The organism is Bacillus sp. EB106-02-03-XG38 (assembly GCF_058792175.1).
Genome location: NZ_JBYTED010000001.1, coordinates 1,553,629 through 1,574,344 on the forward strand (window position 1 = coordinate 1,553,629; position 20,716 = coordinate 1,574,344).

At 34.1% G+C, this 20,716-nt stretch carries 27 protein-coding genes and 1 pseudogene; 9 read left to right on the forward strand and 19 right to left on the reverse strand.

Going from position 1 to position 20,716, the window contains the following annotated elements:
• Positions 1 to 24: 24 nt before the first annotated feature.
• Positions 25 to 678 carry a CPBP family intramembrane glutamic endopeptidase gene (locus tag AC3WTI_RS07895; RefSeq protein WP_087958889.1) on the reverse strand — a complete coding sequence of 218 codons (654 nt, stop codon included), beginning with the start codon at positions 676 to 678 and terminating at the stop codon, positions 25 to 27.
• Positions 679 to 1,345: 667 nt separating this feature from the next.
• Here AC3WTI_RS07895 and AC3WTI_RS07900 point away from each other — a divergent pair.
• A complete protein-coding gene (locus AC3WTI_RS07900; protein ID WP_087958888.1) occupies positions 1,346 to 1,936 on the forward strand; it encodes a TetR/AcrR family transcriptional regulator in 591 nt (196 codons plus the stop codon).
• 252 nt (positions 1,937 to 2,188) lie between these two features.
• Here AC3WTI_RS07900 and AC3WTI_RS07905 read toward each other — a convergent pair whose 3' ends face one another.
• The 3 genes from AC3WTI_RS07905 to AC3WTI_RS07915 all read right to left on the reverse strand — a co-directional run bounded on the left by AC3WTI_RS07905 (position 2,189) and on the right by AC3WTI_RS07915 (position 3,857).
• Complete coding sequence (locus tag AC3WTI_RS07905; protein ID WP_087958887.1) at positions 2,189 to 2,821, reverse strand: LysE family translocator; 633 nt, start codon at positions 2,819 to 2,821, stop codon at positions 2,189 to 2,191.
• Between the two features lie 152 nt (positions 2,822 to 2,973).
• A complete protein-coding gene (locus AC3WTI_RS07910) occupies positions 2,974 to 3,231 on the reverse strand; it encodes a DUF3963 domain-containing protein (RefSeq protein WP_087958886.1) in 258 nt (85 codons plus the stop codon).
• Between the two features lie 146 nt (positions 3,232 to 3,377).
• The gene (locus AC3WTI_RS07915; RefSeq protein WP_087958885.1) at positions 3,378 to 3,857 is read right to left on the reverse strand and encodes a GyrI-like domain-containing protein; all 480 of its coding nucleotides are present in this window, start codon (positions 3,855 to 3,857) and stop codon (positions 3,378 to 3,380) included.
• 109 nt (positions 3,858 to 3,966) lie between these two features.
• Between AC3WTI_RS07915 and AC3WTI_RS07920 the strand changes: the two genes are divergently transcribed.
• Complete coding sequence (locus tag AC3WTI_RS07920) at positions 3,967 to 4,926, forward strand: helix-turn-helix transcriptional regulator (RefSeq protein ID WP_087958884.1); 960 nt, start codon at positions 3,967 to 3,969, stop codon at positions 4,924 to 4,926.
• 146 nt (positions 4,927 to 5,072) lie between these two features.
• On the opposite strand, the pseudogene AC3WTI_RS07925 reads toward AC3WTI_RS07920, so the two are convergent.
• From AC3WTI_RS07925 to hcp, 7 genes and pseudogenes are all read right to left on the reverse strand, one after another.
• Positions 5,073 to 5,291, reverse strand: a pseudogene (locus AC3WTI_RS07925) (ABC transporter permease); the annotation flags it as partial.
• Between the two features lie 151 nt (positions 5,292 to 5,442).
• A complete protein-coding gene (locus tag AC3WTI_RS07930) occupies positions 5,443 to 5,832 on the reverse strand; it encodes a hypothetical protein (protein ID WP_033681224.1) in 390 nt (129 codons plus the stop codon).
• A gap of 249 nt (positions 5,833 to 6,081) precedes the next feature.
• Complete coding sequence (locus AC3WTI_RS07935; protein WP_087958882.1) at positions 6,082 to 6,831, reverse strand: ABC transporter permease; 750 nt, start codon at positions 6,829 to 6,831, stop codon at positions 6,082 to 6,084.
• The gene (locus AC3WTI_RS07940; RefSeq protein WP_087958881.1) at positions 6,832 to 7,593 is read right to left on the reverse strand and encodes an ABC transporter ATP-binding protein; all 762 of its coding nucleotides are present in this window, start codon (positions 7,591 to 7,593) and stop codon (positions 6,832 to 6,834) included.
• Between the two features lie 154 nt (positions 7,594 to 7,747).
• Positions 7,748 to 8,089 carry a DUF1048 domain-containing protein gene (locus tag AC3WTI_RS07945; RefSeq protein ID WP_087958880.1) on the reverse strand — a complete coding sequence of 114 codons (342 nt, stop codon included), beginning with the start codon at positions 8,087 to 8,089 and terminating at the stop codon, positions 7,748 to 7,750.
• Positions 8,090 to 8,163: 74 nt separating this feature from the next.
• On the reverse strand, positions 8,164 to 8,484 hold the full coding sequence (locus AC3WTI_RS07950; protein WP_000429486.1) for a PadR family transcriptional regulator: 321 nt from the start codon (positions 8,482 to 8,484) through the stop codon (positions 8,164 to 8,166).
• A gap of 420 nt (positions 8,485 to 8,904) precedes the next feature.
• Positions 8,905 to 10,191: a hydroxylamine reductase gene (gene hcp, locus AC3WTI_RS07955; protein ID WP_087958879.1), complete on the reverse strand. Its 1,287-nt coding sequence runs from the start codon at positions 10,189 to 10,191 to the stop codon at positions 8,905 to 8,907.
• A gap of 273 nt (positions 10,192 to 10,464) precedes the next feature.
• On the opposite strand from hcp, the gene AC3WTI_RS07960 reads away from it, so the two are divergent.
• Positions 10,465 to 11,496 (forward strand): hypothetical protein, encoded by a 1,032-nt coding sequence (locus tag AC3WTI_RS07960; protein ID WP_087958878.1) that lies wholly within the window; start codon positions 10,465 to 10,467, stop codon positions 11,494 to 11,496.
• Between the two features lie 432 nt (positions 11,497 to 11,928).
• On the opposite strand, the gene bla2 is transcribed toward AC3WTI_RS07960, so the two are convergent.
• Together bla2 and AC3WTI_RS07970 are read right to left on the reverse strand one after the other, a co-directional pair.
• Positions 11,929 to 12,702, reverse strand: coding sequence for a BcII family subclass B1 metallo-beta-lactamase (gene bla2, locus AC3WTI_RS07965; RefSeq protein WP_087958877.1), 774 nt, complete (start codon positions 12,700 to 12,702; stop codon positions 11,929 to 11,931).
• 142 nt (positions 12,703 to 12,844) lie between these two features.
• A complete protein-coding gene (locus AC3WTI_RS07970) occupies positions 12,845 to 13,126 on the reverse strand; it encodes a MazG nucleotide pyrophosphohydrolase domain-containing protein (RefSeq protein ID WP_060631692.1) in 282 nt (93 codons plus the stop codon).
• Between the two features lie 117 nt (positions 13,127 to 13,243).
• Between AC3WTI_RS07970 and AC3WTI_RS07975 the strand changes: the two genes are divergently transcribed.
• Positions 13,244 to 13,534 carry a DUF3784 domain-containing protein gene (locus AC3WTI_RS07975; RefSeq protein ID WP_087958876.1) on the forward strand — a complete coding sequence of 97 codons (291 nt, stop codon included), beginning with the start codon at positions 13,244 to 13,246 and terminating at the stop codon, positions 13,532 to 13,534.
• Between the two features lie 29 nt (positions 13,535 to 13,563).
• Here AC3WTI_RS07975 and AC3WTI_RS07980 read toward each other — a convergent pair whose 3' ends face one another.
• Positions 13,564 to 13,845, reverse strand: coding sequence for a hypothetical protein (locus AC3WTI_RS07980; protein WP_000397706.1), 282 nt, complete (start codon positions 13,843 to 13,845; stop codon positions 13,564 to 13,566).
• 133 nt (positions 13,846 to 13,978) lie between these two features.
• Here AC3WTI_RS07980 and AC3WTI_RS07985 point away from each other — a divergent pair, with 133 nt between their 5' ends.
• Both AC3WTI_RS07985 and AC3WTI_RS07990 read left to right on the forward strand, forming a co-directional pair.
• Positions 13,979 to 14,173 (forward strand): hypothetical protein, encoded by a 195-nt coding sequence (locus AC3WTI_RS07985; RefSeq protein ID WP_097841800.1) that lies wholly within the window; start codon positions 13,979 to 13,981, stop codon positions 14,171 to 14,173.
• A gap of 102 nt (positions 14,174 to 14,275) precedes the next feature.
• A complete protein-coding gene (locus AC3WTI_RS07990) occupies positions 14,276 to 15,313 on the forward strand; it encodes a serine hydrolase domain-containing protein (protein ID WP_087958874.1) in 1,038 nt (345 codons plus the stop codon).
• Positions 15,314 to 15,349: 36 nt separating this feature from the next.
• Here AC3WTI_RS07990 and AC3WTI_RS07995 read toward each other — a convergent pair whose 3' ends face one another.
• The 4 genes from AC3WTI_RS07995 to yeiL all read right to left on the reverse strand — a co-directional run bounded on the left by AC3WTI_RS07995 (position 15,350) and on the right by yeiL (position 18,292).
• Positions 15,350 to 15,598: a hypothetical protein gene (locus AC3WTI_RS07995; protein ID WP_000666946.1), complete on the reverse strand. Its 249-nt coding sequence runs from the start codon at positions 15,596 to 15,598 to the stop codon at positions 15,350 to 15,352.
• A gap of 385 nt (positions 15,599 to 15,983) precedes the next feature.
• On the reverse strand, positions 15,984 to 17,027 hold the full coding sequence (locus AC3WTI_RS08000) for a flavin-containing monooxygenase (protein ID WP_087958873.1): 1,044 nt from the start codon (positions 17,025 to 17,027) through the stop codon (positions 15,984 to 15,986).
• 205 nt (positions 17,028 to 17,232) lie between these two features.
• Positions 17,233 to 17,586 (reverse strand): glyoxalase superfamily protein, encoded by a 354-nt coding sequence (locus AC3WTI_RS08005; RefSeq protein ID WP_097841801.1) that lies wholly within the window; start codon positions 17,584 to 17,586, stop codon positions 17,233 to 17,235.
• 13 nt (positions 17,587 to 17,599) lie between these two features.
• On the reverse strand, positions 17,600 to 18,292 hold the full coding sequence (gene yeiL / locus AC3WTI_RS08010; RefSeq protein ID WP_087958871.1) for a transcriptional regulator YeiL: 693 nt from the start codon (positions 18,290 to 18,292) through the stop codon (positions 17,600 to 17,602).
• Positions 18,293 to 18,401: 109 nt separating this feature from the next.
• Here yeiL and AC3WTI_RS08015 point away from each other — a divergent pair, with 109 nt between their 5' ends.
• The 3 genes from AC3WTI_RS08015 to AC3WTI_RS08025 all read left to right on the forward strand — a co-directional run bounded on the left by AC3WTI_RS08015 (position 18,402) and on the right by AC3WTI_RS08025 (position 19,910).
• Positions 18,402 to 18,848: a DMT family transporter gene (locus AC3WTI_RS08015; RefSeq protein ID WP_142286774.1), complete on the forward strand. Its 447-nt coding sequence runs from the start codon at positions 18,402 to 18,404 to the stop codon at positions 18,846 to 18,848.
• A gap of 13 nt (positions 18,849 to 18,861) precedes the next feature.
• Positions 18,862 to 19,326 carry a DMT family transporter gene (locus AC3WTI_RS08020; protein ID WP_000965804.1) on the forward strand — a complete coding sequence of 155 codons (465 nt, stop codon included), beginning with the start codon at positions 18,862 to 18,864 and terminating at the stop codon, positions 19,324 to 19,326.
• Between the two features lie 89 nt (positions 19,327 to 19,415).
• The gene (locus AC3WTI_RS08025) at positions 19,416 to 19,910 is read left to right on the forward strand and encodes a hypothetical protein (RefSeq protein ID WP_142286773.1); all 495 of its coding nucleotides are present in this window, start codon (positions 19,416 to 19,418) and stop codon (positions 19,908 to 19,910) included.
• Between the two features lie 40 nt (positions 19,911 to 19,950).
• Here the strand turns inward: AC3WTI_RS08025 and aiiA are convergent, their stop codons facing one another.
• Positions 19,951 to 20,703, reverse strand: coding sequence for a quorum-quenching N-acyl homoserine lactonase AiiA (gene aiiA, locus AC3WTI_RS08030; protein ID WP_097841802.1), 753 nt, complete (start codon positions 20,701 to 20,703; stop codon positions 19,951 to 19,953).
• Positions 20,704 to 20,716 lie beyond the last annotated feature (13 nt).

Below are 20,716 nucleotides of genomic sequence, written 5' to 3' on the forward strand. Positions count from 1 at the left end.
TGTAACAGATGCAAGGCTAATTTCTTACAGTATGAAACTAAGGCAATTGTTTAATATATGTATCGCCATGACATATGCAAGGGATCTTTTAGAAATCAGATACGCAATAGTAAGTATCACCGCGCCTGGTAAATAAATGGCATAATCAGAAAGCTGGTTCGTATGAAGGAATGTAAAGATTAGAATCGAAATGATAGATGCAATGGTAGTACCAATATAATGTGAAAAACGATTTATTAAAATATAACGAAACACAATTTCTTCAAGTATTGGACCCAGAATACCAAATACAAGCAATGTAAATATAAGAGGTACCTCCGCACCTGCTTCAAGGAGCTGTTCTTGGTTCTCTGGCTGACCAGTTGCTAGAAAATGCATAATAGAATTTTCGATAATTACCATAAGTAAAACCACCATAGGAATACTTACTATTTTCAAAATTGTTTTCTTTTTAAAATATGCAAAACTCTCAATAATTTCGTTCTTAAATAAAATTATTCCAACAATAGCAGGTACAGTAAAACCGATGGCACCAAGAGCAAATTCTGATTCAACTAAATTGTTGTTAGTTAAAAGTGATATGCCAAATAATATAAACAAACCAATTTGAAATGGTAAGAACAGTGTTAAAATTACTAGCATAATAATTTCTTTTTTATTCATTTTTATAAAGTTCATTTTATTATCCTCCTAATTAAATTACCTACAATCTTTGATTTTTCTTTCTTCATAAAGTTCTCCTTCCAAATATATTCATACAAGTTAACAGACCGAACGGTCCGGTCCGGAATATAATGATACTATAAGTTTCTAGTTTTTTAAACCCTTTTTACAAATGATTAACAAAATAGAAAAAAGCAAATATATTTATAACTCGGTTTCTTATTTACAATCCAATTCTAGTACTCATTAATTATTTCTTTTATAGAATGAAGTGATCAGACTTTTACCCACAAGAACTGCGAGAAATATTATTATATAAGAAGTGAAAGTGGGAGTAATTCAAACACTTTAGCTAAACATATTGATAAAGATTATATATAATACTCATATATCTATGCACTAAAATTAACTATATATTTTTACATCTTCTACGATTTTAGGTAAAATTAGTTGTCTAACATGACTAAATTAAACAATTGATCATGTTATTTTTGACAGAAAATTCATTTTAAAAATATAAATAATACAATTTGATTAACCTCTGTTCAAACTGTATTGTTTGAGGTTTCCATAAGATAGGGATAATATATTTTTGCTTCGCACTTATTTATACTTACAAAAAAATAGAGGATAAACATTACCTGGAATATTAAGCTCGTTTTTATGAGGAGGACTACAAAGCATGACTAAAGTTGATACGGTAAAGGAAAAAATTATTGAAACATCTTTATATTTATTTAATACTAATGGGATAACTCGCACATCCATCCAGGATATAATGACAGCTACTGAACTACCTAAAGGATCTATTTATCGTAGATTCAAAAATAAAGAAGAAATTGTCCTTGCTGCCTACAACAAAAGTGGTGAGATTATGTGGGATCATTTTCATAAAGCAATGGAAAATAAAAAAACAGCAATCGATAAAATTCTTGCCATTTTCCTTGTATATCAAGATGCAGCTAATAATCCCCCTATTGCTGGAGGCTGTCCATTGCTTAATAGCGCAATTGAAAGTACTGGAGTATTCCCAGAATTACAAACAGCAGCAGCAAAAGGTTATGATGATACAGTAATGTTAATGGCTTCTCTCATAAAAGAAGGAATAGAAAAACATGAACTTAAAGAAGATATAGACATTAAATCGCTCGCTTCTTTTCTTGCATCTTCAATGGAGGGCGCTATTATGGCAAGTCGAGTATCGAACGATAATATACACCATCAGTATTTTATTGAACAAATAAAACATCATCTTTTCACTTATTCTAGATAAGTGAGAACTTGCATTGCTTTTATTCCATTTTTAATAGCATTAAATTGAATAAACCCTCTCATAAAAAGTATTTTCTGTTTATGAGAGGGTTTATTCATATATTTATATAAAAAATGACTTATCGCTAGTAAGTAGGAATTTCATTTATCGTTGTATATTCTTCACATACCTCTCCTTTTTATCTTACCCTTAAAATAAAAAATGGCATTCCTTCCGTAACATTAAAAAAGATCTTCAAATTTTTAGATACTCCTACTGTCGGCGTTCAAAAGCAAGACGTACAGCCAGACCCGTTAATACACTTGCCATAAGCCAACGCTGCACTCGCAGCCACGTTGGGCGTGTGCCAAACCATGTAGCAATTTTACTTGCTGTAAACACAATTAGAAGGTTGACTATAAAACTAACAGTGATTTGCGTAAGGCCTAAAACTGCACCTTGTATAAGCAACGATCCCTTCTCAGGATCTTCAAATTGAGGTAACAGTGACACATACAAAATAGCAATCTTTGGATTTAGAAGATTAGTCATAAGCCCCATCAAAAATAATTTCCGTGGTGGCTCATTAGAAATAGTACGAGGTTCCATAATAGAAGTAGCACCCGGTTTTATCGAATTCCAGGCGAGCCAAAGCAAGTAAGCAGCACCTGCCCACTTGACTGCTTCGTAGACAGCAGGTACTGCAAGGAATAGAACTGTAAGTCCGAACATTGTTGCGATTATATAAATTACAAATCCGAGCATAATGCCTAAGAGAGAAATAAATCCTGCCATACGTCCTTGCGTAATGGAACGAGAAATGAGATAAATCATATTAGGCCCTGGTGAACAAACCATACTAAGCGAAACAATTGCAAAAGCTAACAAAGTACTAAAGCTGACCATAACCCTTCCCCCTTTATGTTACATAAAATTTCCTATTGTACATTTTATCATGATTAAGGAGAGAAAAGATTAATATACGCCGATGCAGCTAAGTAATATGATCGGATCGAATGTATGGTAATCATATACTTATCCTTCTCTTAAAGAGCGATTTAAAAATATCCTATCCATAGAGCTACTACAGCAACTACTAACAAAGCAAAACAAAATGTGATATTTCGAATCCACTTTTGTATATCATCAAAATACTTTTCTATAAATGCAGTGTAAATAGAAAGCATAAGAAGTAGCACAATGAAAGTAAAGGATCCAAATTTATCGTTAAATTTTTCATTAGTAAATGTACTTACATGAAGGAATAGAAAAACCAACGTTACTATGAATAGCTCAAATATCCTTTTTTTATTCAACTCGCCACCACCTTACATTAATTTCCTTTTATTCCATTTTACCAGAACATAATGTGTAGCAGCATATGAATATTGTATTCATATCAAAAGGGCTAACAATGCAATATTGTTAGCCTCTACTTTCCATATTCGTACCTTTTATCACTTTACTTCCTAACAACTGGAATCCACATTTCACCAAATACTAAGCCGTTTCTTTGCCCCATCTCAACTGTTGTATTCGGGCCACCAACATAAGCAAAATCTTTTGCATCTGGTAAAGCTTGACCGAAGGCGATGCCAGTCAGCTTATTACTTAACTCTTCAGCCGTTTTATCTTCCCCTTTCACAACCAAGTATTCTCCCTTTGGAAATTGGATTACTCTAGATGCTTCTTTTATTTGTGCCTCTGTCATAACACCAGCATAATACATCATCTTGTTATTCACCGCTTCACTCACAGAAAAAATGTATTCGTTTGTAGCTAAAGCTTTTAAAGTATCGAGCCTTCCATCTTCTTTAACAGCTGACCAAAAGTCTTCCTTTTCTTTATTGATTCCAGCAAAGTCTGTATAGTCACTCTTAATTTCAGTTCCAATACCTAACACAATAAAGCTATCTTTTTCTTCAATCGTATAATTTTTCATATTCAATACCTTCCTTTTTTAAAATGAATCAAACGATTTATCTTTTCATCTGATGAGTTTATAATAACTTTAAATCATGTCAAAAAATGATACTGTTTAGGAGACTCCAATGAAAAAAGTTGAACGGATTAATACAATTATGCGGTATATCAACAACCGCTCCCACTTTACAATTTCTGAAATCATACGAGAATTTAACATATCACGATCGACAGCTATTAGAGATATTAGAGAAATTGAAGCTATGGGCATGCCACTTGTCGCTGAAGTTGGGAGAACTGGTGGATATTTTGTCATGCATAACTCTATCCTGCCCGTTGTTCGCTTTACTGATAATGAAGTCAAAGCTCTTTTTATTGCCTTTATGGCTACGAGAAATCAGCAACTTCCCTATTTAAAAAGTCGGCAATCTTTAGCTGAAAAACTGCTAGGACTCATCTCAGAAACCCAGCAAGATGACCTTGTTCTTTTAAATCAAATCTTGCTTTTTGAAGGGACTAACCCTCATAATCCCGATCTACTTGAGCTTTCTGACCTCCCACATCCGATGTTAGAAAAACTCATTCAAATCCTTCTTTCGGATAGACATTTATTGATTACCATCAAAGAAGAAGAAATCAAGTCTTATCCAATTTATCTATTACACCTATATCAAGAAAAAAGCCATTGGATCATTGAAGGATTTGACTTAAAAGAAGAAAAGAAGCTAACTTTCCCTGTCGATAATGTCATCAATATAGAACCGTACACGACTAAAAAGAGGTTACATAAGAAACAGATTTTAGAAAAACTCAGTAAGAAGGACGAAGCAATTAACCTTGTACTTGAACTTGGCCCAAAAGCAATTGCCCAGTACAAAAAATACCATCCTTTCAAAGTTTCTCTTTCTTATACAAATCCTTACCAATCCACAGCCATTTTAAAAATATTTATCGATGTTCACAATTCCGATGAAGTAACAGAGATAACAAATTGGCTGCTTTTCCTAGGGAAGGATATTACAATCAAGGAAATGCCTAACGAAGTATTAGAAGCTTTACAAGAGCAACTATCCTTATATTGCCCTTGAGCGATAATCCGTTAAATCAAAAATATTGAGTTTAATTCGTTACCAATTGTCCATATTTTTTACCATGAGTGCGCAACAAATAATAAAAGCACGGAAAATCTTCCGTGCTTTTTCAAATATATATTATTTCAGATGACTAGATTCACTTACCCTAACTGACGTTTAAATGCTTTACTAGCAAAAAAGTACGAAATGATCATGATCCCTACGCACCAAGCAAGTGCAATCCAAATGTCGTTGCCAACAGTCCCTTCATATAAGAGGGCACGAATTGCATTCACGATTGAAGTTACAGGCTGATTTTCAGCAAACGCACGAACAATTTTGGGCATCGTTTCAGTAGGTAGGATGGCTGACCTAATAAAATGATGGGACACTTCTCTCATTTAAAACAATATAAAAAGACTAACAATTCAAAGTAATTAAGTGCAGGTTACGGTCTAAAAAGCGTAATCTTAAATTTTTTTAATGCCTCTCGGTACCTAACCCCTTTTCATAGAAATTTCCCTCTTCAATTTAAGATGATTTTTTCCACTCTATTAAAAATTTCCCACCATGTTCTTCTGTTTTAACTTTCACTTTATATTTATCATCTTTAGAGACTTTAAGGATCTTTTCATCCTTACCATTATCAAACTCTAATATTGTCTTATCATTTGAATCCACAACATAAGCAACTACAGTTCCTTTCCTTGTTGTTTCATCAAAAGAAAACACCCAATTCTCACCTTTTTTAACTTCCATGTCGCGACTCGCGGAACCAGTAAACTCTCTGTAGTCTCCCAATATTCTATTTGAAGAACTTTTTACTTTTCCGCCAACAACTTTTCCTTCCCTAGAAGAACATCCACTGACAATTAATAAACAACAAGCTACTAACATTATACTTTTTATTATTTTCAATATAATCACACTATAAAGAGTTTACACATAAACTCATATTTTATCCTTTACCTTTATAATACAATGTTTATAAATTAATTCCAAGAAAGAGATAAAACGCTAAATTCTTATTCCAGAATTATATCGATCGTTTCATAACATAAAGGTATTATACCGAAAATTGTTACATTAAAAAGACAATAAATAAGAAAAGCACAGAAAATCTTCCGTGCTTTTTCAAACATATATATTATTTCAGATAACTTAATTCACTTACCCTAACTGACGTTTAAATGCTTTACTAGCAAAAAAGTACGAAATGATCATGATCCCTACGCACCAAGCAAGTGCAATCCAAATATCGTTACCAACAGTCCCTTCATATAAGAGGGCACGAATTGCATTCACGATTGAAGTTACAGGCTGATTTTCAGCAAACGCACGAACAATTTTGGGCATCGTTTCAGTAGGTACGAAGGCTGAACTAATAAATGGAAGAAAAACGAGTGGGTATGAGTATGCTGTTGCTCCTTCCATAGACTTCGCTTTCAGACCTGGAATGATAGCTAGCCATGTGAGTGCTAGCGTAAATGTACCTAGAATCCCAGCTACTGCAAGCCATTCTAACATATTAGCACTGGAGCGGAAGCCCATTAAGAGTGCAACAAGAATAACCACTACGATAGTAAGAGCATTTGCAACAAGAGAGGTTAAAACGTGAGCCCACAATATCGATGAGCGCTTAATTGGCATCGTAATGAAACGTGCCATCAACCCACTTTTTACATCCGAAAATAATCGTACAGAAGTGTAAGCTACACCGGATGCGATAGCCATTAGCAAAATTCCTGGCAATAAATAATTCACGTAGTTATCCGTTCCGGTCTTTATTGCGCCTCCAAATACGTAGACAAACAATAGCATCATCATAATCGGTGTAATCGCTACTGTAATAATTGTATCTGGACTACGCATAATATTGCGCATTAAGCGCCCTAGTAATACCCCTGTTTTGCTTTTCATTTACATCTCCCCCTTTTTACCGATAATCGCAAGGAAAATTTCTTCCAATGTCGGCTGCTTCTCGATATACTCCACTTTTGCTGGCGGGAACATCTCTTTCAGTTCAGTAAGAGTACCTGTCGTAATAATTTTTCCACCATGCAAAATAGCGATACGGTCTGCCAGTTGTTCTGCTTCCTCTAAATACTGGGTTGTTAGCAAGATAGTTGTGCCTCCACCAGCAAGTTCCTTAACTGTATCCCACACTTCAATCCGCGCTTCCGGATCAAGTCCAGTCGTTGGTTCGTCTAGAAAAATAACTGCTGGCGCCCCAATCAAACTCATCGCAATATCAAGTCGGCGCTTCATCCCGCCTGAATACTGATCTGCCCTTTGGTTAGCTGCATCAGTCAGGCTAAATCTTGCAAGTAGATTATCAGCAACTTGTGCGGGACTGGAAACACCACGTAACTTGGCGATCATGATCAAGTTTTCCCGCCCAGTAAGCATGCCGTCTAAAGCAGCGAACTGCCCTGTCAAACTGATGCTTTGACGAACATGATCTGGTTGACGCTGAATGTCAAACCCGCAAATACTTACTTCACCATTATCTTGTTTCATTAGTGTTGAAAGGATATTGACCGTTGTCGTCTTTCCCGCTCCATTTGAGCCTAGCAGCGCGAAAATTTCACCACACTGCACTTCAAAATCTACTCCCTTTAAGACTTCTTTATCTTTAAAAGATTTTTTTAACCCTTTTATAGAAATCGCTGCATTACTCATACTTTTCCCCCTTATTAAAATAGGTTATCTACACCCTCTATTTAGTACCACTGATAATCTGTAATACTTAGTAGCAGATTAAAAATATAACTGAATAGCGATGGCGGCAATTCACATTTGTAACCAGCTAATCAGTCGGTATTACTAATTGCATTTATTTTTTTCTCAATTTCTTCATAATACTTTCATTCAAATCCTCACGATACTTAGAAACATACGTTTTCGCGTTTGCGACTAGTTCATCAGCAAAAGATGCTACGTCCTCCCCAGTAATATCAAGCACTTGTCTGCCTTCTGCTGCACCAGCTTCAAATAAATCGATTAATTCATACTGTATGTGCAGCATATCCATCCCGTTTCCAGCCGAAAAATTCCACATGTAATTTTGAATTTTCTTAAACACAAACTGATAGTCCTCGGGTAGTGCCGCAACACGTGCCATCATCATTTTGTACTCTTTTTTATCACCAATTAATTTTTTAAATATTTCCAACATCTTATTTTCCTCCTTTTTATAAAGCAGAACAAGAAACTCTCCAAATATGAGCCGGAACATTTTATATTATGAGGCTAGTTTGACTTCAAGACGTTAATTTTTGAAGATACAAAATCCCATTTTTTCCAAAACAGTTCAAGCTCTTGACGGCCATCTTCATTTAATGAATAAAACTTACGTGGCGGTCCCATATCTGATGGTTTCTTTTCAATATTTACAAGCTTTTTCTTTTCTAATCGTACGAGGATAGTATAAACCGTCCCTTCCACAACTTCGGTAAACCCAAGATCATTTAGGTGGCGGGTAATCTCATAGCCGTACGTTTCACGGCGGCTAATGATTTCCAGTACACACCCTTCCAGTGAACCTTTCAGCATTTCAGTTAAATTTTCCATGTTATGATCCTCCTTTACCCCCTATTCTGTCTGACTTATATTCAGTATCACAGAGTACTAAGGCGAATTTTTACTGAATAGCTTTTGACTAAAACCACACTATTCAGTATTACTTATTACAACTACATTGTATGACTAAGTAGCGATGAATGTCAACTAATTTTCAAAGTTTTTCTAAAATTCGCTATTACCCATTGTTTACTGAAAATATTTTGAGAAACAACACTACTCCGTATTACCTATTACAAGTATATTGTATGACTGAGTAGTCGTAAATGTCAACTCGATTTTTATATTTTTCTAAAATCAACTATTACCTATCCCGCTAAGAAGAAAATGCCTCAAAACAAAAAGTCTACATTTTTGTTTTGGGGCACTATAGGCAAGCTCTTTTTCTTAATAAGACAGATCATCCTTTTGTTACGATAACATCATTTCCATATCTTCCGCTGCAGTTGTAATCAGTTTTAAACCGAATGTTTCTTGTAAAACATCAAGCACGCCAGGTGAAATAAATTCAGGCGCCTTTGGACCGATGCGAATATCTTGAATACCAAGACTAAATAGCCCAAGTAAAATGGCAACCGCTTTTTGTTCAAACCATGACAGGACAATACTAACTGGCAATTCGTTCACTTCGCATTGAAAAGCATCTGCTAAAGCGGCTGCTATTTTCACTGTAGAAATTGAATTATTGCATTGCCCTAAATCAATGTAACGCGGAATCTCTGTACCAGGTACAACACCGTACTGCACATCATTAAAGCGGAATTTCCCGCAAGAAGTCGTTAAAATAACTGTTTCTGGCGGAAGTGACGTTGCTAATTCACGATAATATTCTCCGCCTTTTCCTGGAGCATCACAACCTGCGATGACAAAGAAACGCTTAATCTTCCCTTCTTTTACTGCCTCAATAATTTCTGGAGCTAATGATAATACTGTATTATGATGAAACCCCGTTACTAACTGTTCATCCGATTCCATATGTACTTCTGGAAGTTCTAGCGCTTTTTCAATCAACGGCGTGAAATCATCATTTTCAATTTTTTGTACACCTTCTAAACCTGCAATATCATATGAAAAGAATCGATCAGAGTATGATCCTTTAATTGGCATAACACAGTTCGTTGTCGCTAATATGGCACCTGTAAATTTTTCAAAAAGACGTCGTTGATCATACCATGCCTTACCGATGTTTCCTTTTAAATGCTTATATTTTTTCAGCTGCGGATACCCGTGTGCTGGTAACATTTCAGAGTGCGTATAAATATTAATTTCTTTTCCTTCTGTTTGTTTTAATAATTCTTCTAACGCAAACAAATTATGACCAGTAACTACAATTGCTTTACCTTCTACATAGTTTTGTGTAATTTGAACAGGCTCTGGAACACCAAAGTGATTCGTATGCGCCTCATCTAACAACTCCATTACTCGTAAAGCAGATTTCCCAACTTTCATAGCCATATCAATATGCTCTTGTTCATTAAAGTTAGAATTGGTTAATGTCATATACAATGCTTCTTGCGTCGTAGCATCTACAAAAGCATCCGTATACCCTAGCTGAGCAGCATGCGTACGATAAGCCGCAATTCCTTTTAATCCAAACACAATCGTATCTTGTAAACTTGCAATTGTTTCATTTTTACCGCAAACACCCATTACTTTACATCCGCCTGTTGGCGTTTGTTCACATTGATAACAAAACATGATCATCCCACCCTCTCCCAATCATTCCTTACAAATCAAGCATAATACCCATTGAGGAAAAGGGATGTGATATCAATCACAAAAATATATAAAAATTTGTGACAGTTCACATTGTTGACATAATATTGTTACTGTCTTCTGATATTCACACTTGCACATGATTTATTCGCATCATATATCGGCGCACTTTTAAGGAATATAGATATCATATCCACCTAACATTTCACAAAATTTTCCTTACTGATGGTACAATTAAAATTATGGAGGGATAATATGGTATATATGATTTTTTATTACGGAATACTGTTTCTTATACTCGGTATTGCAGTATTTCTGTTTATTATGGCTGGATCACGAAAAATTAGGAATAAAAATCTTTCATTCGTATTGATCGGTTTAGGGATAAATATACTTGCAAGTCCAGTGGCACTTTTTATAGGTGTGATGGCAACAGATTCTCCCTATAGTACTAGACTAGATTTTTGGAAAGGATTTCTCTTTATTCAAGGAATACCTCTTTTCTTACTACTTATAGCTTTCATTTGGTGGCTTATTCGCCCACCAAAATTAACGGTTCAAACGAGTATTGAAAAAGAACTTGAACAAAATAGTAAAAGCACTAAGAAAAAAGCGACACAGAGAGGTCCCATTACTGCCTTACGTATCGTAATTCCAATTATTTTAGTAGTAGGCTGTTTGTCTTACATTTTGTATTTACAGGACATTACACTTAAAAAAAGTCATTCTCCAAATAATAAAAATACGATTAAAGTAGTGAAACTAGATTCAGACTCTTCTCTTGGTCCCGCTCCCGTCAGAATCAAATACGGTTTATGGGAACATTTTGACACAAGTATTGCAAATGACGGGGAATGTCTCGACTCCTCAGATGTTTCCGTATATTGGAAAAATGATTATGAAGCAACGATAACGCTACGAGAAAAAGAATCTGTACCTGAAGTTGTGGAATTTAACATATCAAATAAATCCAATGGTCCTGTTTTTAAGAAGGTACAAAAAGTGGTCAGTTCCTTTACCTTTCAAAACAGTGAATCTCCAAATCTCATAAATATTATCGAGCTTAGAGAAACAATAAAATCAAAAGGACCAAGTCCCACTTCAACTGTAAGAATCTATTATGGGAAAAGAGGTAGCATTTTAGAAAAATATAAAGAGGTCACCCTTAAGGAAATGTATACGACAGACAACTTCAATATCAATTGGAGAAACGATGAACAAGTACAGGTAGAAGTAATAGAGGAAAATGTAGTAACAACTAGCATCGTGATTGATTTATCAAAATGAATCTATTTTTCACATATTACAACTGCGTTCTATCCGGCACACGAGAGATACATAGCATTTACAAATTAAAGATTTATAGTCATGATAAACCACCCCTCTCTTTACAATACATTTACATTATCTTAACATTGTTTACAGTATTTATATGATATATTTATATGGAATCTACTTAATAAATTTCATGTACATTGTTATCTTTATAATCTATTATCTGATTGATAAGAGATTATGTTATATTTTCATACCAGGGGTGAATTAGGATGACTGAAACTTTAAAAACACTTATAATGCTTGATGTTACTTACGTTGTTATCGCAATTATGACGGTACTGGTATTTGTATACTTAGAATTAAAATCTCAGTAACGTATGCATAGCTTCGCATTTAAATATATTTAAAAGAAAGTGAGGAGAAATTGTTTTTCCTCACTTTTTATTTTAACAAATCTAATGTATGTAAAAGTAATCCTCTGTCCCCTACTTCTCCATGACCAGGCACTACTGCATTTATATTTCTATATCGCGTCAGCACATTCTCAATCGATGTAGACCATTCATTTACATAAGCATCAGCAACGTTTCCTAAATCTTTCGCGGACGCAGATTTCACTAAACAACCACCAGCTAAAATGTTGTATTGCGGTAACCATACGATGATATTATCCTCTGTATGTCCTTTCCCTGGATAAAACGTTTCTACTTTCATATTTCCAAACTTCAAATTTGTAACGGTTTGTAAATCTCCAAGTGGTTCTTCATATCCATTTTTCTTTGCTAGTTCTGCAGTTAGCGATGTACTATGCGCTTTAATTCCTCTTTCTTTCAACGTTTTTATTCCACCAATCCGATCAGCGTGTGCATGTGTAATAATGACATCTGTTACGCGCTTCTTAAATTTCTTTTCTACCATCTCTATTAATTCCTTCGTTAACTTATCATCCCAAGAAGAATCAACAAGTACTAACCCTTTAGAAGTACTAAGAACTAGCCCGTTCGAAGGAACTGCTTCTCCGTTAAAATAACCTAACTCCGTATGAACCCATACATGCTTGTTTAACTGAGAAATTGAAATAGTTCCTGTCTCATTTTTTATTATTTTTTGCTCTAGCTTTTGTTCCGCTTTCACAGAAGAAACAGCACTAACAAATTGAGTTGTTCCTAGCAAACTAACACATACCCCTACTTTTAATAATGTATTCTTTTTCATTTTCTCCACCCTTTCTTTCAAACGAAATAGTTATTACTTATATTAGACAATTCACCTTAACAGTTTGTTCCATCTTTTCTTACATATTTCCATATCATTAATAAAAAGCGCACAAAATTTTGTGCGCTTTTTAACTTTCCTTTTACCATTCACGTTTTTTATTAATCATCATTTTTTCTTCAAATGCCTTCTCTAAATCAATTTCTAACTTGTTTGCTAAATCACATACATTCCAAATGACATCAAACATTTCTAAACCAATCTCTCTTTTCGAATCTTGTATTTTATCACGCTTTAGTATAACTTCCGCTAACTCACCTAATTCCGCCATCGTATACATCGTACGCTCTTCAATGGTTGTATCCTGAAATCCTTTTTCTTTACTGAAATTTAATACATATCTCTGGAATTCCACAATATTCATACTTACTCTCCCTTCATGATACATACTCCGTTTTTCTATTACACTTAAAATGTATTTTGTTAAATTATAACATTCATACTATAATTTATTTATAACCCTTTAACGGAGGTGTTTTCAATGACTCTCTTCGCTTCCCCATCATTATTCATACTAGCAATTATTTCATTTGCACTAGCCTATTTCATCGGAGTTAAACAATACACTTGGCTCTTATCAGGATTTAATGAACAGCGTGTGCCAGATAAAGGTAAGTTATCAAAAATAGTTGGTCTTTATAATTTAATTGCCGGTGCTATTGCCACAATTGGTAGTGTCTTCACTACTCCTAATGTCAAAATCTTATTTCCTGTCATTATAATCGGCCACTTTATAATCGCTGCTTATGTAAATACACGCATGGTGCATTGAAAAAAGATCACCCAAATGGATGATCTTTTTTATAATTTATCAACATATTGCTTCGCTTCTAATAAGGAAAAACCAAAAGCTTCTCTTACTCTCTTAACTGCTGTAACTGTTTTTCCTTCTTCCATAAGCTGGCGCAACTCTTTATTAATTTCAGGTTCTCTATCTACAATTCCCATTTCTTTCGAAATTAGCTGTAATCTATCTTCCATCCTCTTTAAACGTGCATCCGTTTTCTTTTCGATTCTATTTAATTTTTCAGCAATATAAATAAACCCAAAGACCGCTATCGGTATGATCATCCAAAATTCCATGACTATCCCTCCTTATTAGCTTTCATTTGTTTTATTTCACTAACTTATGTAAATTTTACCACGAAACACATTTAATGTATAATAGTAATATACAACACTATTGATAAAACCTTTTATTTTAGGGGGACACTTTATGAAAAGATTTTTAACTACGTTACTACAATTTGTAGTTCTTTCAATTGCACTACATTTATTATTTGATATCGTTGGCTGGCTTGTTTTCAATACGCCAATTCAAAACAAACAAGTTATCATTTCCTTACTAACAACCTCATGGCTTATGTACATGTACCGAGACAAATTTTTTAAAACATTCACTTCAAATTAACTAAAAAACTTCATCGACAAAAGATGAAGTTTTTTCTTATTCTCTCTATTTACTACTGTATAATAGAACTAACATTCTGTCTTTTTAAAGAAAGGAGTCACTATGAACTTAAAAAGTAACAATATATACGAAAAAATGAACCAATATTCCGTTGCAGGTTTAAGTCTTGCCGTTATACGTGATGGCACACTAGACGAAGTCGCTGCTTTCGGAACACTTGAATCAGGAACAACTAGAACTGTCACTACAAATTCTATATTCAATTCTTGTTCAATTAGTAAATTCATCACTACAATGCTCGTACTAACATTATCAGATCAAGAAATCGTGCATTTAGACGAAGACGTAAATAATACACTCACATCTTGGAACATACCTACCAATCTATTCACCTCTCAGAAAAAAGTTACGTTACGAAATTTATTAAGTCACCAATCTGGAATTATTGACCCTCCTAATAGTTTTGAACATTATACATTTGCACAAGGGCGACCAAACATGTCTGAACTCCTTGCCGGTAAAACTTCATATTGCTCCATACCTATTGAAGTGACTTATAAACCAGAAAGTGAATTTCGCTACTCTGATGCAAACTTTTGCATTATTGAACTACTACTTGAAGATATAACTGGAAAATCATTCAACCTTTTACTTGAAGAATATATCTTTCAGCCACTGCAAATGAAGAATAGTACAATCTTCTCTTCTAAAGACATACATAAAACCGATGCTTTTGCTTGCGGACATAATAAGGATGGCACCGTTACAAATGAGAAGTATCCATTTTATCCATTCGCAGCTGCTTCAGGTATTTGGACCACACCAACAGACTTATCAACTTTAGTAATTGAAATCATTCATTCCTTACAAGGAAAGGGCAGACTAAAACTTTCTCAAAAATTAGTACAAGATATGATTTCTCCTCAAGGTTGCTCAAAATGGACTGGATTAGGTGTTTTTCTAGATGATTCTAACGAAGACTTACAAATGTATTCACTTGGATGGGGCGTGGGATTTCAATGTATGATGGTATGCTATCCATACAGAGGTAACGGTGCTGTTATAATGACTAACGCTGACTTAGGTGTTCATCAAATGGAAGGGATTATTGGTGACATTTTAAAAACTTTATCTTTATAATGAAAAGAAAGAAGCTGTTCCTTACAGCTTCTTTACTTATATAACATTTTTCGCAACAATTTTTATATGTTCTGGCGCAATAATCTCCGTTATACTTTCTTGGAAATCTTCCTGCAACATTTCTTCAATATGTTCTAACTGCACTTCAACATGTGTGCATTCTAAATTATGTATATTTAATAGTGCATAATGATCTTTTTTCTTAATTACTAAATATTGATTTTCCTCTGTTACTAGTACAGAACCTAATCGTACTCCTAGTAGGCGTTGATCATCAAACTTCACAACCATTCCCCCTTACTTTATATGTAATAAAATAACATTTAAGGTAATCTATTCTTTATAAACTATATCACACTTTATTAAAATATAAAGTGAAACTTTAATCAGCCCTCACCAATCGGGCTTTTACGGGCAGCCCGACCCCCACCTAACTTCTTTGCTTTCGCTGGATTTTGAGGTAGGGGTCTTACTGCCCGTTAATGCGGGATAAATATCATATTTCTTTTTACTTAAAACCCCTATTCTTTTATATATTTCGATACAAAAAACTTTCTCAACATAAAATTAGAATTTTCAGTTTTTATTCTTATAAAAATCAATTATAATAAAGTTAATAAATGTTTGACCTCTCCTAATTCATGTACATATGGATGATCAGTAGTCGCTGCTACTGATCTATTTTTTTGATTTCAGAAAGTAAATACGCCGCATCCTTTCCTACACCACAAATAAGTGCAGAACCTCTTTGAGACTGCCACGGTAAACCGATATAATACAATCCTCCTACTGGACTTATCCCCTTTACATGATTGGGAAATCCATTCTCATTCACTGCCTTTTCAATTTCAATCCAGTTATAATTCTGAATAAAACCCGTTGACCATATAATGCTTTCTGTACTATATGTTTCACCGTTCTGAAACATAATGTTATTTTCTGATGCACTTACTACTTTTTCCTGTAGTTGTATTGCTCCATTACGAATGAGTTCCTTACCTTCAAATCCAAAAATAGGATCTTTTCTCTTCTGAAACCATTTCCCCCTCTTGGTACTAACTTCAGCATACAATAAACCCAATTTTTCTAACCAATTAAAAATACTTTTTCTAAAAAAATGTAACGGTAAAAACGTTAAAGGATGACTGATAGACATCATAACTTCATGAGTTTTTGCAAGTTCTACCGCTATTTGCATTCCTGAATTCCCGCCACCTACTACTAGTACTTTCCCCTGTGGAATTTGTGATGGTGATTTATATTGTGATGAATGTATTTGAAAAACATGTGATGAAAGATTTTCTGAAACTGAAGGGATAAATGGTTGATGAAACCCACCCGATGCGATAATAACTTTTTTCGATTGTAAAATTTCTGTAGGAGTGTGCAATTCAAATATTTCTTTCTCTTTCCTTATTTTTAAAACTTCCGTTTGCAATTGGATTGGTAATTGAAAATGTCTTGCATATTCTTCTAAATACGTTGCAATTTCATCTTTATGTGGAAATTCATTCCTTTCCCCTTTTAATATCATCCCGGGTAAACTACTATATTCCCTCGGTGTAAAGAGCTGTAAAGAATCATATCTGTTTCTCCATGAATCCCCAATTCGGTTTCCTGCCTCAAGTAATAAAAAATTATATCCTTCTTGCTTCAAGTAATATCCCATTGTTAATCCAGCTTGACCAGCTCCAATAATAATTACATCTAACATCTTTTTCCTCCTTCTCAAAACGTATGAATATATGCTCATTCGTTCATATGTTTTATGATACGATTTATTTTTCAATATTTCAATCTGTTTAACAAAATGAAAAAGAGTAGTTCACTGCTTTATGAACTACTCTTCATTCCATTTATTTAATACGTAATTACACTGCACTATCTCTAAAAAATTTATATATTAATTCCTTGCGGCTCTACAATTTTTCCTCATAAAATATAATTCTATTTGAAAACGGATCAATCACAGTTAATTCCATTGTATCCCACGGTGTTCCCTCTATGTCAGGTTTTGAATAAGCAAATTCTTTATTCAATAATATAGAATGATACTCCTCTACATTATCTATTTTGACCCGAATCGCACCGCCTGGCGAAGCATCTCCATGGTGTTCTGATAAATGTATTACAGCATCGTGTAACGAAATTTGCATATATAATGGCATATGTTCCTCATACCGATGTTCCCAATCCATTTTAAATCCTAAAAAATCTATGTAAAATCGCTTTGCTTTTTCAACATCAAAAATTCTAAATATAGGTGTAATCATTTAAAGTCTCCTCCTATTTATAAACATCTGCCGCCAATTTCCTCAAAACATCTACATTCACTACTTCAAAGCAACCATTGTTCTTCTTTATAATCTCTTTATCACAAAAAATATTTAATGTACGTAATAGGTGACGATAACTCGTTCCTAACAATTCAGCTGTTTCCGTTAAATTCCCACTAAATACAATTCTATTTCCATGCTGCACCGCTCGCTCCCCTGCTGCTAATATGTAACTCGCAAGTCTATTTTCAAGTGGATATAGTAAATTAATTGTACTGTTTTTTGAAAGTCGGTTTAATTTATGTGCCAACGATCCGCAAATACATCGTAAAAATTTTGCATCATGAAATAGTTGATTTCTCACTTTCCCTAAAGGCAAACCAACACAATATGAATCTGCCATTACTTGTACGTTTGAAGCTGTCTTTTGAGAATGAATTAACTCCACATCTCCTAACAGCTGCAAACTATCATAAAAACATAGTAATACAGATTTCCCGTTACTTAATGTATTAAACGCTTTCGCTTTTCCTTCAACGAAGAAAAATAAATAATCTATCTCTTCATTTTCTCTACAAATAAACTCATTCTTTTTAAAAAATATAAGTTCCATATACGGATTCATATCATTACTAAAAAATGAGTCAATATTATTTTGTTTCATATACTCTGCTAATTTAATAGAATTACATACTTTCTTCATAGTTCCCCCGCCTTTACAACTCATCCCCATTGTAATCAAAATTTTCTTCTTCCACTATGACATATGTCATAGTAATACACAATTTCAGCATGATACAGTCATTACAAATATGAAAATTAAAGGGGATATTACATTGTATAACTTTCTTTCTGTCTTTATTGGTGTGCTCATCGCCGTTATGCTTCCATTGAATGGGATTTTATCTGAGTTAATTGGCAAGTACACAGCGAGCGTTGTCATTCACCTTGTCGGTTTAATTGCAGTTATCTTCATTTTAATCATAAACAAAAATAAAATTCATTTCGATAAAAGCATCCCACTTTTTTTATATAGCGCTGGAGCGATTGGAGTATTCACTGTTCTTTTTAATAATATAAGTTTCTCCGTCCTCGGTGCTTCTATTACGATCGCATTAAGTTTATTCGGTCAATCCATTGCTTCCATCGTTATTGATCATTTCGGCTTATTAGGAATGAAAGTTGCAAAGTTTGAAAAGAAAAAACTAATTGGATTATGTTTCATCTCTTCCGGAATTATAATCATGACAATTTATTAATGGGGGCAAGAAAATGTTATATATTACTATCGCTATTTTAGCTGGTGTTTCTATCGTTGTTGCTAGAATTATTAACGCGAATTTAGCAGCGAAAATCGGAAATTGGGAAGGCACGTTTTTTAATTATATTACTGGATTATTTTTCTCTATGTTATTTTTAATTTTCAGTTCAGATTCATTGTATATTCCAATGCAGACGCTACAATCTATTCCTATCGCTGTGTACTTAGGCGGATTAGTAGGCGTTATCGTCATTTCGCTATCAAACTATATTACACCTAAAATATCAGCATTTTATTTAACGTTACTCATCTTTATTGGACAATTATTTGCGGGGACTATCATTGATTTCATCTTGTCACAGGAACTCTCTATGGGAAAGGTTGTCGGTGGCATTTTCGTACTAATCGGACTCACTTACAATCTACTCGTAGATCGCCCTGTTAAAACTGTGCAGAATAACCAAGTTCAACTATAATACTTTACCCCTCCCTATCATATATTAATAGAAACGCTCTTCATACGAAGTAATAGAGAGGAGAATATTCTATTAAGAAAATCATTTTACTGCTAGGTAGTGCATTGATTATTTTTGGAATCGCGTGGTTTTTCACCTCTGGGAAATCTATTCAAGATTTCTATACAGCAAATAAGCCAAAGAAGAAAGCTACTATCATTTCCACTCAAAGAGATCCAAATGAGCCCCCTGTCTTTTTAGGAAAACAGGAAATAAAAGATATACATGTCGAGTCAATTAAAACAAAAAAGGATATCTTTCTCACAAAAACAGATGAATTAAAAACATTCATTAACAGTATGGATACCGCCAAAAAAGGAAAATTAACATTAGATGAAGAAGGATCAGATTTAATAGATTGTGATATGTGGATTACTTTTGAGGATGGAACTTATAAAAAATATTTCATATGGGTAGTTGACCATCACAGTAACGAAGTGATGATTGCTCAGCAAGATACTCCTGATGATGTAAACCTTACGTACTATCAATTAAATGAAGATAATTCAAAAAAAGTTTATAACTTATTTAAAAAAATTATTTAAACTAAAAAGTCATGAGCAAATGAGCTCATGACTTTTTGAACTATATATATTCCGGGAACACTTTACATCCCTTTTCCTGCTCTATATCATGCCCAAAGAAAACAATCGGCTTCTCTTTTATCACAACTTCTTTTAAACGCTTAATTGAAGATAAAGCTAATTCTGGATCAAATCCAGCAAACGGCACTTCATCTTCAAAATTCTCTTTCGTATAAGATGCATCAATCGTTAATAATACAGGACCGGATTTTTCCGTCTCAATTAATAATGACTGATGCCCCGGAGAATGTCCTGGTGTATACAATAACTGAATACCAGGTACCACTTCATAATCACCTTCAATAATTTTGTAGTTTAAATTCGGCAGTATACACTCTTTCAAATATTCCTCCCTATATTGTGCTGCCTCATATTCAGCACGCTGTATAATGATTGGCGTATTCGAAAAAGCACCATTTCCTCCTGCATGATCAAAATGCAAATGTGAACTAATAATATATAGAAGATCATCTGACTTATACCCTGCACGTTTTAAAATAGCTACGATTCTATCTTCTTCAGTCATTTTCGGTAAAATCTGCCCTTCAACAAATGTACCGTTAAAAAGCCCTTCATTATTAACCGCACTTTCTGGCATACCTGTATCTACTAAAATAGGCCCCTCTTCTGTCTCCAAAAGATAACACCATACAGGTAAGTTCAATAACTTTCCCGGTGTGAGCGTACTATTAACAGAAGAATGATCTAACATACAACGGCCTGCTGGGATGAAATAAAGCTTCTTTACTGTCATTATGTATCCACCT

What these genes read in the sequence shown, in the direction of transcription:
- AC3WTI_RS07895 (WP_087958889.1), bottom strand. Translation starts at nt 678, where the DNA reads ATGAACTTTATAAAAATGAATAAAAAAGAAATTATTATGCTAGTAATT.
- AC3WTI_RS07900 (WP_087958888.1), top strand. Translation starts at nt 1,346, where the DNA reads ATGACTAAAGTTGATACGGTAAAGGAAAAAATTATTGAAACATCTTTA.
- AC3WTI_RS07905 (WP_087958887.1), bottom strand. Translation starts at nt 2,821, where the DNA reads ATGGTCAGCTTTAGTACTTTGTTAGCTTTTGCAATTGTTTCGCTTAGT.
- AC3WTI_RS07915 (WP_087958885.1), bottom strand. Translation starts at nt 3,857, where the DNA reads ATGAAAAATTATACGATTGAAGAAAAAGATAGCTTTATTGTGTTAGGT.
- AC3WTI_RS07920 (WP_087958884.1), top strand. Translation starts at nt 3,967, where the DNA reads ATGAAAAAAGTTGAACGGATTAATACAATTATGCGGTATATCAACAAC.
- AC3WTI_RS07935 (WP_087958882.1), bottom strand. Translation starts at nt 6,831, where the DNA reads ATGAAAAGCAAAACAGGGGTATTACTAGGGCGCTTAATGCGCAATATT.
- AC3WTI_RS07940 (WP_087958881.1), bottom strand. Translation starts at nt 7,593, where the DNA reads ATGAGTAATGCAGCGATTTCTATAAAAGGGTTAAAAAAATCTTTTAAA.
- AC3WTI_RS07945 (WP_087958880.1), bottom strand. Translation starts at nt 8,089, where the DNA reads ATGTTGGAAATATTTAAAAAATTAATTGGTGATAAAAAAGAGTACAAA.
- AC3WTI_RS07950 (WP_000429486.1), bottom strand. Translation starts at nt 8,484, where the DNA reads ATGGAAAATTTAACTGAAATGCTGAAAGGTTCACTGGAAGGGTGTGTA.
- hcp (WP_087958879.1), bottom strand. Translation starts at nt 10,191, where the DNA reads ATGTTTTGTTATCAATGTGAACAAACGCCAACAGGCGGATGTAAAGTA.
- AC3WTI_RS07960 (WP_087958878.1), top strand. Translation starts at nt 10,465, where the DNA reads ATGGTATATATGATTTTTTATTACGGAATACTGTTTCTTATACTCGGT.
- bla2 (WP_087958877.1), bottom strand. Translation starts at nt 12,702, where the DNA reads ATGAAAAAGAATACATTATTAAAAGTAGGGGTATGTGTTAGTTTGCTA.
- AC3WTI_RS07970 (WP_060631692.1), bottom strand. Translation starts at nt 13,126, where the DNA reads ATGAATATTGTGGAATTCCAGAGATATGTATTAAATTTCAGTAAAGAA.
- AC3WTI_RS07975 (WP_087958876.1), top strand. Translation starts at nt 13,244, where the DNA reads ATGACTCTCTTCGCTTCCCCATCATTATTCATACTAGCAATTATTTCA.
- AC3WTI_RS07980 (WP_000397706.1), bottom strand. Translation starts at nt 13,845, where the DNA reads ATGGAATTTTGGATGATCATACCGATAGCGGTCTTTGGGTTTATTTAT.
- AC3WTI_RS07985 (WP_097841800.1), top strand. Translation starts at nt 13,979, where the DNA reads ATGAAAAGATTTTTAACTACGTTACTACAATTTGTAGTTCTTTCAATT.
- AC3WTI_RS07990 (WP_087958874.1), top strand. Translation starts at nt 14,276, where the DNA reads ATGAACTTAAAAAGTAACAATATATACGAAAAAATGAACCAATATTCC.
- AC3WTI_RS08000 (WP_087958873.1), bottom strand. Translation starts at nt 17,027, where the DNA reads ATGTTAGATGTAATTATTATTGGAGCTGGTCAAGCTGGATTAACAATG.
- AC3WTI_RS08005 (WP_097841801.1), bottom strand. Translation starts at nt 17,586, where the DNA reads ATGATTACACCTATATTTAGAATTTTTGATGTTGAAAAAGCAAAGCGA.
- yeiL (WP_087958871.1), bottom strand. Translation starts at nt 18,292, where the DNA reads ATGAAGAAAGTATGTAATTCTATTAAATTAGCAGAGTATATGAAACAA.
- AC3WTI_RS08015 (WP_142286774.1), top strand. Translation starts at nt 18,402, where the DNA reads ATGAAAATTAAAGGGGATATTACATTGTATAACTTTCTTTCTGTCTTT.
- AC3WTI_RS08020 (WP_000965804.1), top strand. Translation starts at nt 18,862, where the DNA reads ATGTTATATATTACTATCGCTATTTTAGCTGGTGTTTCTATCGTTGTT.
- aiiA (WP_097841802.1), bottom strand. Translation starts at nt 20,703, where the DNA reads ATGACAGTAAAGAAGCTTTATTTCATCCCAGCAGGCCGTTGTATGTTA.